This window comes from Enterococcus sp. DIV1067f (assembly GCF_050543505.1).
GTDB classification, from domain to species: domain Bacteria; phylum Bacillota; class Bacilli; order Lactobacillales; family Enterococcaceae; genus Enterococcus_D; species Enterococcus_D entomosocium.
Genome location: NZ_CP172940.1, coordinates 637,147 through 647,500 on the forward strand (window position 1 = coordinate 637,147; position 10,354 = coordinate 647,500).

The window sequence follows — 10,354 nt, forward strand, 5'->3', positions numbered from 1 at the left end:
CAGGTGGTGAAAAAATGACCGAAAAACAAACGATCACAGATGAAATGACATCTGTACTAGAAGAAATTATTGAAGAACCAGCGAAACAACCGCAAAAAGGCGAGTTGGTGACTTTGTTGAATGATGAAGAATTAATGATTGGCAATCGACAATACAAATTGGTCATGGATTATCGTGAAGGCTTCGATCCTGAAAAACTTGGTGAGCGTTACAGTGAAGTTTTGGCACGCTATGATTATATCGTAGGTGATTGGGGTTATGAACAGCTACGCTTGAAAGGCTTTTTTGAAAAGGATAACCGCAAAGCATTACCCGATCAGCGCATTGACATGCTGGAAGACTATTTGTATGAGTATTGCAACTTCGGTTGTGCCTATTTCGTGATCCAGAGGGTTGGCGGCAAGAAAGAAAAAAGTACCTCCCGAAGACGTAAGAAAAAGCCAGCTCAAACGAATCAAAATCAAACTACACAACAAAACGCACATATAGAAGAAAAGCGTGAAGCAATTCCGCAGAAGAAAAGCAAACCAACGATTAAAAATCGTAAACCAAAAGAAAAAAACGTCAAAAAAACCGAAACAACTACGGTGAAAAAAGGCAAAAAAGAGTTTACGATTCGACAAAGGGAAGAATAAGATGAAATATAAAGGCTATTTGATTGATCTAGACGGCACGATTTATTTAGGAAAAGAGCCGATCCCTGCTGGGAAACGCTTCGTAGAATCCTTACAAGAAAAAGGACTGCCTTATTTATTTGTGACCAACAATACGACCCGCAGTCCCGAAGTCGTGGCACAGCGATTGGCGGATGAATTTTCGATTCACGTGGCACCAGAAACGATCTATACCGCAAGCTTGGCAACGATCGATTTTATGAAAGACCATGGCAAAGGCCGCAAAGTGTTTGTGATCGGCGAAGCGGGGTTGATCGATTTGATCTTAGCTGCTGGGTTTGAGTGGGAAGAAACCAATCCGGATTATGTCGTGGTTGGTTTAGACAACCACGTGACGTATGAAAAATTTGTTTTATCAACGTTAGCGATCCAAAAAGGAGCTACCTTTATCGGGACCAATCCAGACAAAAATATCCCGACGGAAAGAGGCTTGTTGCCAGGTGCGGGTTCACTGATTGCAATGGTGGAGACTGCCACCCAAATGCAACCGATTTTTATTGGCAAACCAGAAGCCATCATTATGGAAAAAGCGGTGGCACACATCGGCTTATCAAAAGAAGAGGTCTTGATGGTGGGGGACAATTATGAAACGGATATCCGTTCGGGGATCCAAAACGGGATCGATTCTTTGCTCGTATTATCTGGATTTACCCCGAAAGCGGCAGTTCCGACATTACCAGTAGCACCAACCTATGTGGTTGATTCTTTAGATGAGTGGGATTTTGAACAATGAAAAAACAATTGTGGCTTGAACGCTTAGGATTTGTCTGCTTGTTTTTGTTTTTGGTCAGTCTAGCGATCACCCTAACGATCAATTTTCGACCGTTATATTGGTTTGATGTCGATCACTTAAATCTGCTGGATTATACCTCGCTAACAAGAGAAGAGTTGTTGAAGAACTATGGCTTATTGCTAGATTTTCTAAACAATCCCTTTGCAAGTACGCTCGCCTTGCCCGATTTTCCAATGTCTGAAGCTGGCGCTGGGCATTTTTACGATGTGAAGCAGTTGTTTCTATTAAATTATGCCGTGATGATCGTCACGGTGCTGCCCAGTATCTGGTTCGTCAATCGGTTACGGCAAAAACAACAGCAATGGCGCTTGATTCGTCCCTTTCAATGGGGGATGATTTTGCCGCTGATTTTCGGGTTTTTGATGGCAGTCGGCTTTGATCGCTTTTTCGTTACGTTCCATGAGATTTTCTTCAGTAACGACGATTGGCTATTTAATCCAGCCACCGATCCGATCATCAACGTATTGCCAGAAACGTTTTTCATGCATTGCTTTATTCTCTTTTTTGTCTTGATTGAAGTCTTCTTTTTTGCTTTCTATTGGTGGGGCAAACGAGGCTTGAAAAAAACAGCGTAATGAAAAAAAGACCAACGATCCACTTCCTTTGAAGAAGGCGGATCGTTGGTCTTTTTTTATTGCGTGATGTAATGAGATTTACTTGGGTGTTGATGGGCTAAGCGACTTGCGGCAGAAGCGGCAATGGCACCTACGATATCATCTAAAAAGGTGTGAACGCGGGGACCGTCGTGCTTATTCAGTTCTTTCAAAATGCCCGGTTTGACTTTATCAATGTATCCGTAGTTAGTAAAACCGATGGAGCCGTACACATTGACGATGGATAGTGCGAGGATCTCATCGATCCCATAAAGCCCTTCGTCTTCTTTGACGATTTCTTGCAGTGGATGCAGCAGTTGATTTTCTTCTGCCAAAATATCCAATTGGACACCCGTCAAAATCGTGTTGTGGACTTCCCGCTTGCTTAAGACAGCGTTGACGCTTTCGATACACATCTCCAACGTGATGCCTTCAATGTAATCTTTTTGCAAGAACATCACCAATTCCCCGATGTCTTGCAGTGAGACACCGCGGTCGGCCAACAATTCTCTTGCTTTGTCTTCAAGTGTTTTGCTTTCTAATACCATATAGTTCCCCTCCATGTAAAAATAGTTTATTCAAAAGTCAACATGCGACTGATGGATTGCAATCATAAGTTGTGCCCTATTCCAGTTGCAGCCCATGCCGTTTGGGTTTAGTCCCTTCTGACATTTAGGTGTTTGCTAATTTTGCTTTGGCTGCCACTGCCCAAGGATGGGGGACCACTAAGTCACCGGCAAAGAGCCAGTCCATATAATAGCCAGCGGCAGATTCCAAGGAATCATCGAGGCGCTCTAATAAACCGGTTAAGAAAGGTGCTTGATCTTTGCGATCCCATTTGATTTTGTCGGCTAAAAAAACGATCAGATCGAGACGACTATATTGGGCCTTTAAGGTGGTATGACAGCTGATGGCGGACAGAATCTCTGGGTCAGACACCTGAAAAACCGTTTTTGCCAACAAAGCGGATTGCTGCTGATGCAGCAAAAAAGGTGCTTGCCGCTCCGCGTCTAAGATCGGTTCGCCTACCGCTATCTGCAAGGCGATTCGCTGGTCATTAGGGATGACGACGCTGACATCGTGCAGCAGTCCTGCTGAGTAAGCTTTGTCCGCGTTGACTTGAAACCGTTCTGCCAATCCTTTGGCTTCTTGGGCAACGGCTAGATTGTGGACCGCCGTTTCGGCATGATCGAAGGCTTCCAGATACTGAACCATTTGCTCAGTGAGGGTCTTCCCCTGTAAAGGGAGAGTATAGGTGGCAAGACCAACTTGTTTCATCTCAGCTACTCCTTAAAAAGACTCGTACTGTGGGCGGGTTGCGTCCGCGTTTTGGGATCAATGTAATGGAGTGCATTGTTCACCGCAGTTGGGGCTTCCCCGAAACCAGTAGCGATCAGGTCGACTTTTCCATCGTATAAAACGACATCCCCACAGCCATAGATCCCAGGAACAGACGTGCTCATATCTGAAGAGACGAAGACTCCTTGGCGGCTGCTTTTCATGCCCCAATCCTTGATGTTCAATGTGGAAGAAAAACCGTAATTGACGATCAAAGCATCCAATGAAAGGCTGACCGTTTCATCACCCTTGACTTGCTGCAACGAGACACCAGTCAAACGTTGCTCTCCTTGGAGCTCTTGAATCACATAAGGAGTCAGAATGTTGACGGCGGAAGCTTGTAATTTGCTGACGCTATGTTCATGAGCACGAAATTCAGGACGGCGATGGATCAAGTAGACTTCACTAGCGATCGGCTCCAGCATCAATGCCCAATCGATGGCAGAATCGCCGCCACCGGCGATCGCTACTTTGCGTCCGGCATACTTCATCAAATCGGTGACAAAATAGTCTAAGCCGTATCCTTCAAACCGCTCGCTTTCTGGCAAAGTCAGTTTGCGCGGCTGGAAGGAGCCGTTTCCTAAAGCCAAAATCACGGCTTTCGAGTAATGGATTCCTTTGTCGGTAGTGACTTCGATATAGTCTTCTTGTTTTTCGACCGACAAGACGGTTTCTTCTAAACAATATTGGTGATTGAAGGTCGTCAACTGTTTTTCCAGGTTTTGGACAAGATCGCCCGCTTTGATTTTCGGATAACCTGGGATATCGTAGATGTATTTTTCTGGGTATAAAGTAGCAAGCTGACCGCCTAATTGCGGCAAGCTGTCGATGATCTTGGTTTTGGCGTTACGCATACCGGCATAGAAGGCAGAAAACATCCCGCTAGGTCCGGCGCCGATAATCGTTATATCAAAAATATCCATGTTATTCCTCTTTTCTAAGCACGTTGGGGTGAAGCATGTTCGTGTTGTACGAATAGCTTCATTATAGCAAAAATTATCCAAACTAGCATTTTTTCAATTTTCTGCTATCATGGATTTATGAGAGAGAAGGAGGAGTTAATGTGTCTGAATTTCCACAGTTAGCATTAGAAAAACAAACTGGCCATAAAGCAGTCATCAAAACCAATCGTGGGGATGTAGTTGTACAATTGTTCCCAGAATTGGCACCAAAAACAGTCAAAAACTTCGTTGAATTAGCGAAAAAAGGGTATTACGATGGGATCATCTTCCACCGTGTCATTCCTGATTTTATGATTCAAGGCGGTGACCCAACTGGTACAGGAATGGGCGGCGAAAGCATCTATGGCGGCAACTTTGAAGATGAATTTTCAAAAGAATTGTTCAATCTTCGTGGCGCTTTATCCATGGCAAACGCTGGTCCGAATACTAACGGCAGTCAGTTTTTCATCGTCAACAATCAAAATGTTCCTAGCAACATGTTAGGTCAATTAGAAGGTGCTGGTTATCCAGCTGAAATCATCGAAGCCTATCAAGCAGGTGGTACTCCTTGGTTAGATTTCCGTCACACAGTCTTCGGTCATGTGATCGAAGGAATGTCAGTTGTTGATGAAATCGCTGGCGTGCAACGGGGACCACAAGATCGTCCAGTGCATGATGTAGTGATCGAAACGATCGAAATCAGCGAATAAAACAAAAGAACCCAAAGCAGTTTCAACGGTCATCCTCAGGAGACCGTTGAAATGGCAGCTTTAGGGTTCTTTTTTTACACGTAAGCGTTAATCGATCGGTTGGTCTTTAAACGCGGCGGCGATTTGATTGAGTGCTTTTTCTAATAGCTCTTTAGGGCAGGCAAAGTTTAGCCGCATATGGTGACTCCCGTGGGGACCAAAGATACTTCCTTGATTCAACACGACGCTGGCTTCTTTGATCAGTTTTCTATGTAGCTGATTGTCCGTTAGGCCATAGGCAGAAAAATCTAGCCAGATCAAGTAAGTTCCTTCAGGCTTTTGAAACGACACGGTTGGCAGTTGGTCAGTCAAAAAGTCACAGACAAAGGTGCGATTTGCCTCTAAGTAGGACAATAGTTCTTCTAACCATTCTTCAGATTCACGATACGCTGCTTCAGTAGCGATCAATCCAAACGTATTGATCTCCCCTTGAACGTTACGCTCCTGTGTTTTTGAAAATTGGCTGCGCAAGGTTTTATCTTTGATGAATACCATCGAATTTTTGATCCCAGCTAAATTAAAGGTCTTGGTTGCTGAAGTCAAGATGATTGAAAAATCGGCAAAGTTTGGCTCAACTGTTTGGAAAGAAACAAAGTGATTTGGCGCAAAAACGATGTCTTGATGAATCTCATCACTGACAACGATCACTTGATGTTTTTGACAAATACGGCCGATCGCCAGTAGTTCTTCTTTGGACCATACCCGGCCACCAGGATTATGCGGATTACATAGAAGAAACAATTTTACCTTCTTTTCGATGATCGTTCGTTCCATCGCATCAAAATCGATGACGAAGCGTCCATCTTTTTCCAATAAGGGTTCTTGAATTAAGGTACGCTGATTGTTTTTGACAACATGGGCAAAGGGATGGTAAACCGGATCGTGGATCAATACGGCATCTCCTTCTTGGGTGTAACTTTGGATCGCTAGTGCAATACTAGGAACGACACCGCTATTAAAAAGGATCGCTTCTTTATTGATGGTATAACCATGACGTCTTTGCTGCCAATCGATGATGGATTCAAGCAGCGAATCAGGGATGGTGGAGTACCCATAGATCCCTTGGGCAACTGCTTTTTCTAACGCTTTTTTCACTGGTTCTGGTGCCAGAAAATCCATGTCGGCTACCCAAAGCGGCAATAAGTTTTCTTCCTTATAGGTTTTTGCAATTGTATCCCATTTGACGCTATTGGTATTTAAGCGCGGATGAACTTTGTCAAAATTGATCATGCGTTTCCCTCCTATATTGTGTAACGTTGTTTCTGATGCTTCAAATCTACCACTAGTTCAAGTATAATGAAAGTGGAAAAGAGAGGAAAGACTATGAATTATCAAATCGGGAACATTATAGAAGGAACAGTCACTGGGATTCAACCCTATGGTGCATTTGTTTCGTTAGATAAAGAAACGCAAGGCTTGATCCATGTTTCAGAGATCCAATCCGGGTTTACTAAAAATATCCATGAAGTCTTACAGATCGGCCAAAAAATCCGTGTACAAATCATTGATATTGACGAATACAGCCAAAAGATCAGTTTGTCCCGCCGTACATTGGAAACAAGTTTTGTTCAGCCACCCTTTAAGCGTAAACGCTACTTTACAAATAAGAATAAGCGGATTGGTTTCCGTACGGTTGGAGAAGCTTTACCAGTGTGGGTGAAAGAAGCTAAAGAAATGTTAGAAAAAGAAAACAGCAACAGATAATCGTGCATATTTTCTGAAAATGTGCTAAAATTAGTTTACAAACAGATGAATAACTGAGGTGGGTATTTTGGGATCCAAAAAAGTAGCGGGTACAGTTATGATGCACTTAACAAATGGTTCGAAACGATTTTTGATGCAAATACACGAAGGCACTGCGGAATTAGCGTCAACGGATTTTTCTGAAGATAAAACCGGCTTGGCTACGATCTTACAATTGTTTAAAGACCGTATTCACCTTGATGTGACAGCGATCGAACTCGTTGAACTCACAAACGGAAATATTGATACGCAAAATATTCCTTTATTTGTTTTTGAAACACAAGAAGCAGGACAAACGCAACAGCTGCCAGAGGGGTATGCGTGGGAAGAGCCCAATATCTTTCGTAAGATCATTGAAGACTATAAGATCGAAGGCGTTCCGTTCTTTTAGCAACTGTATACTAGTGAAAAGACTGAAGACCGTTATGACGGTCTTTTTTTAGGCTCTTTGTCAATAAGGACTGATGAGTTGCGTAAAATCAAATCTGGGTCAGAATGAACCACATTCTGGCTCAGATTTTTTGTTATCTTACATTGATTAATTGATTGATCAAAAAGATTCTAATTCTCATGTTCTCGAATGATTTAAATCCGTAGGATACTCGTTTCATTGTCTTTATGTGGGTATTCTTCGCTTCAATTTTTCCATTGGAATAAGGATAGATCATTGCGTTGGTGATACCTTCTTCATAGGTGAGAAGGTTTTGAAGCTTCTCCCGAAAGCCGTCATCTAACGTTTCAGGAAGTTCTGCCAATAAGGAGAAAAATAAGTCAGGGTCTTTGTCTCGAAAGGCTTCGACTAATTCATGAAAAAAGGGATACGCCTCCTTTAGGGGCGCAGAAAACTCAAGCAATCGATCAATCATCATTGCTTCAGTGAGAAATGGGTATTTTGGTGCTCGGAAACTTTTCCATGTTTTGTACTCATAATGGTTGATGCTTGCACGATTTTTTAGCAAAAAGCGCCAGTTCTTTTTCAGTTTTTCTGCCTGGCTTTTCTGTCCTGCTTTACGAAGTTCATTCATTTCACGGATACGCAACTCATTGAACGCTTGATTCATGTGTTTGACAATATGAAACCGATCAATCACTATTTTCGCATTTGGCAGAACACGTTTGGTGAGCTGGAAGTAGGCAGCGTTCATGTCTGTAACCAAGAATTCTACTTCTTCTGGATTGGTACCCCCTAAGAAATAGCTTGTTAATCGGGGTAATTTACGCGTAGGCAAAACATCAATTAATTTTCCTGTTTCGCCATCTGCACAAATAAAGCTCATTTTATCTTCTATGGAAGCGTGCGAACGAAATTCATCAACCATCAATACTCTGGGGAGAATCTTCTTAGATTGCTTTGGCAAATAGCTTTTAAACTCTTTCAACGTACGAATAACGGTGGTCAAAGATACCTGACAGCTTTTCGCAATAAAAGATAAAGATACTTTTTCAGTCAGTAAAGAAGCAATTTTATATCTAACATGATTTGCGATTGAATGTCTGGGTTGGACAAAATAACTTTGAGCCGTCCAATGGGTGCGACAGTTTTTACAGGTATAGCGTTGCTTTTTTAGGCGCATAACCAAAGGCATCTGATTGTATTGTTCAAAACGGACAATCGTTTCCTTTTTTCCATTTTTCACTATAATTGCTTTCCCGCTTCCATCTACCACAGTAGAACCACAACTTCTACAAGCACGAGGAGTAGGCGAGAGAACAGCATCGACGACCAACGTCTTTTTCTTCTGAAGGGTCTCGTAAGAGACCTCTGTAATCATCAAATCTTTCTCTATTATTCTCAGCATTTTTTTGATAGAATCATTCATATAGCATATCGTCCTCTCAGTTGTTTATTTTGTGGTGATTTAATCATACTAGAGAACGATATGTTTTTTAATACCTAAAATGAAAATGGGGCTGAAGAATCAATTCTGATTCATCAGTCCCATAAATTATAGAGCCTTTTTTTATTGAAAACTTTTTGTAAATAAAATCAAATATTTCCTTGACCTGAGTCAAGAAGAATGGTAAATTAGTCAACGTTGGCAATTGAGTCAGCGGGTCAAAAATGCTTTTGAAAAAACTTCAAAAAAAGACTTGACCAAAAATGAAACAGATGATATTATAACGAAGTCGCAATTTTAAAACAGTTAATCGATGTTGATACATCAACAAAAATTAATTAAAAAAAGTTGTTGACAAATAACAAATCATTTGTTATTCTAATGAAGTCGCTGAGACAGCCGCTGCGAAGTTGAAAAACAACGAGCGAAAAAAACTTTTAAAAAAAGAGTTGACAATCAATTGTCGCTCTGGTATGATATAAAAGTTGCTAACACAGCACGGTAGACCTTTGAAAACTGAACAAAGCAAGCAAACGAACCAATGTGTAGGACGTTTCAATTTATTGAAACAAATACATGCAAGCAATAGCTAGCAAAGTTAATTTTTATGAGCTTAATGACCGTATGGTCATTCAAACAAATCATTATGAGAGTTTGATCCTGGCTCAGGACGAACGCTGGCGGCGTGCCTAATACATGCAAGTCGAACGCTTTTTCTTTCACCGGAGCTTGCTCCACCGAAAGAAAAAGAGTGGCGAACGGGTGAGTAACACGTGGGTAACCTGCCCATCAGAAGGGGATAACACTTGGAAACAGGTGCTAATACCGTATAACACTATTTTCCGCATGGAAGAAAGTTGAAAGGCGCTTTTGCGTCACTGATGGATGGACCCGCGGTGCATTAGCTAGTTGGTGAGGTAACGGCTCACCAAGGCAACGATGCATAGCCGACCTGAGAGGGTGATCGGCCACACTGGGACTGAGACACGGCCCAGACTCCTACGGGAGGCAGCAGTAGGGAATCTTCGGCAATGGACGAAAGTCTGACCGAGCAACGCCGCGTGAGTGAAGAAGGTTTTCGGATCGTAAAACTCTGTTGTTAGAGAAGAACAAGGATGAGAGTAAAACGTTCATCCCTTGACGGTATCTAACCAGAAAGCCACGGCTAACTACGTGCCAGCAGCCGCGGTAATACGTAGGTGGCAAGCGTTGTCCGGATTTATTGGGCGTAAAGCGAGCGCAGGCGGTTTCTTAAGTCTGATGTGAAAGCCCCCGGCTCAACCGGGGAGGGTCATTGGAAACTGGGAGACTTGAGTGCAGAAGAGGAGAGTGGAATTCCATGTGTAGCGGTGAAATGCGTAGATATATGGAGGAACACCAGTGGCGAAGGCGGCTCTCTGGTCTGTAACTGACGCTGAGGCTCGAAAGCGTGGGGAGCGAACAGGATTAGATACCCTGGTAGTCCACGCCGTAAACGATGAGTGCTAAGTGTTGGAGGGTTTCCGCCCTTCAGTGCTGCAGCAAACGCATTAAGCACTCCGCCTGGGGAGTACGACCGCAAGGTTGAAACTCAAAGGAATTGACGGGGGCCCGCACAAGCGGTGGAGCATGTGGTTTAATTCGAAGCAACGCGAAGAACCTTACCAGGTCTTGACATCCTTTGACCACTCTAGAGATAGAGCTTC

The 10,354-nt window shown here is 42.9% G+C and carries 11 protein-coding genes and 1 rRNA gene (1 of these 12 cut by a window edge); 7 read left to right on the plus strand and 5 right to left on the minus strand.

Annotation, left to right across the window (positions count from 1 at the left end):
• Nucleotides 1–14 precede the first annotated feature (14 nt).
• The 3 genes from IGJ42_RS02945 to IGJ42_RS02955 are packed head-to-tail and all read left to right on the plus strand — an operon-like array spanning nucleotide 15 to nucleotide 2,042.
• Nucleotides 15–635 carry a YutD family protein gene (locus IGJ42_RS02945; protein ID WP_005231988.1) on the plus strand — a complete coding sequence of 207 codons (621 nt, stop codon included), beginning with the start codon at nucleotides 15–17 and terminating at the stop codon, nucleotides 633–635.
• A 1-nt stretch (nucleotide 636) separates the two neighbouring features.
• Nucleotides 637–1,407, plus strand: a complete 771-nt coding sequence (locus tag IGJ42_RS02950) for a TIGR01457 family HAD-type hydrolase (protein WP_086333025.1) — start codon at nucleotides 637–639, stop codon at nucleotides 1,405–1,407.
• Complete coding sequence (locus IGJ42_RS02955) at nucleotides 1,404–2,042, plus strand: TIGR01906 family membrane protein (RefSeq protein WP_422705399.1); 639 nt, start codon at nucleotides 1,404–1,406, stop codon at nucleotides 2,040–2,042. Before IGJ42_RS02950 ends, IGJ42_RS02955 begins: the two co-directional genes overlap by 4 nt.
• 56 nt (nucleotides 2,043–2,098) lie before the next feature.
• On the opposite strand, the gene IGJ42_RS02960 is transcribed toward IGJ42_RS02955, so the two are convergent.
• The 3 genes from IGJ42_RS02960 to IGJ42_RS02970 form a co-directional block, all read right to left on the minus strand.
• Nucleotides 2,099–2,608: a phosphatidylglycerophosphatase A family protein gene (locus tag IGJ42_RS02960; RefSeq protein WP_005227653.1), complete on the minus strand. Its 510-nt coding sequence runs from the start codon at nucleotides 2,606–2,608 to the stop codon at nucleotides 2,099–2,101.
• 124 nt (nucleotides 2,609–2,732) lie between these two features.
• On the minus strand, nucleotides 2,733–3,338 hold the full coding sequence (gene yqeK, locus IGJ42_RS02965; RefSeq protein ID WP_016619942.1) for a bis(5'-nucleosyl)-tetraphosphatase (symmetrical) YqeK: 606 nt from the start codon (nucleotides 3,336–3,338) through the stop codon (nucleotides 2,733–2,735).
• Between the two features lie 5 nt (nucleotides 3,339–3,343).
• Nucleotides 3,344–4,321 carry an NAD(P)/FAD-dependent oxidoreductase gene (locus IGJ42_RS02970; RefSeq protein WP_008378083.1) on the minus strand — a complete coding sequence of 326 codons (978 nt, stop codon included), beginning with the start codon at nucleotides 4,319–4,321 and terminating at the stop codon, nucleotides 3,344–3,346.
• 140 nt (nucleotides 4,322–4,461) lie between these two features.
• Between IGJ42_RS02970 and IGJ42_RS02975 the strand changes: the two genes are divergently transcribed.
• The gene (locus IGJ42_RS02975) at nucleotides 4,462–5,049 is read left to right on the plus strand and encodes a peptidylprolyl isomerase (RefSeq protein WP_086333026.1); all 588 of its coding nucleotides are present in this window, start codon (nucleotides 4,462–4,464) and stop codon (nucleotides 5,047–5,049) included.
• 87 nt (nucleotides 5,050–5,136) lie between these two features.
• Here the strand turns inward: IGJ42_RS02975 and IGJ42_RS02980 are convergent, their stop codons facing one another.
• On the minus strand, nucleotides 5,137–6,318 hold the full coding sequence (locus IGJ42_RS02980) for a MalY/PatB family protein (RefSeq protein ID WP_086333027.1): 1,182 nt from the start codon (nucleotides 6,316–6,318) through the stop codon (nucleotides 5,137–5,139).
• A 93-nt stretch (nucleotides 6,319–6,411) separates the two neighbouring features.
• Between IGJ42_RS02980 and IGJ42_RS02985 the strand changes: the two genes are divergently transcribed.
• On the plus strand, nucleotides 6,412–6,792 hold the full coding sequence (locus IGJ42_RS02985; RefSeq protein ID WP_008378090.1) for a CvfD/Ygs/GSP13 family RNA-binding post-transcriptional regulator: 381 nt from the start codon (nucleotides 6,412–6,414) through the stop codon (nucleotides 6,790–6,792).
• 67 nt (nucleotides 6,793–6,859) lie between these two features.
• Entirely contained in the window at nucleotides 6,860–7,222 is a 363-nt protein-coding gene (locus IGJ42_RS02990; RefSeq protein WP_008378091.1) for a hypothetical protein, read from the plus strand.
• A 133-nt stretch (nucleotides 7,223–7,355) separates the two neighbouring features.
• Here the strand turns inward: IGJ42_RS02990 and IGJ42_RS02995 are convergent, their stop codons facing one another.
• Nucleotides 7,356–8,651: an ISL3 family transposase gene (locus IGJ42_RS02995; protein WP_430615922.1), complete on the minus strand. Its 1,296-nt coding sequence runs from the start codon at nucleotides 8,649–8,651 to the stop codon at nucleotides 7,356–7,358.
• A 660-nt stretch (nucleotides 8,652–9,311) separates the two neighbouring features.
• Between IGJ42_RS02995 and IGJ42_RS03000 the strand changes: the two genes are divergently transcribed.
• Nucleotides 9,312–10,354: ribosomal RNA gene (locus tag IGJ42_RS03000) — 16S ribosomal RNA — on the plus strand (it continues 517 nt past the right edge of the window).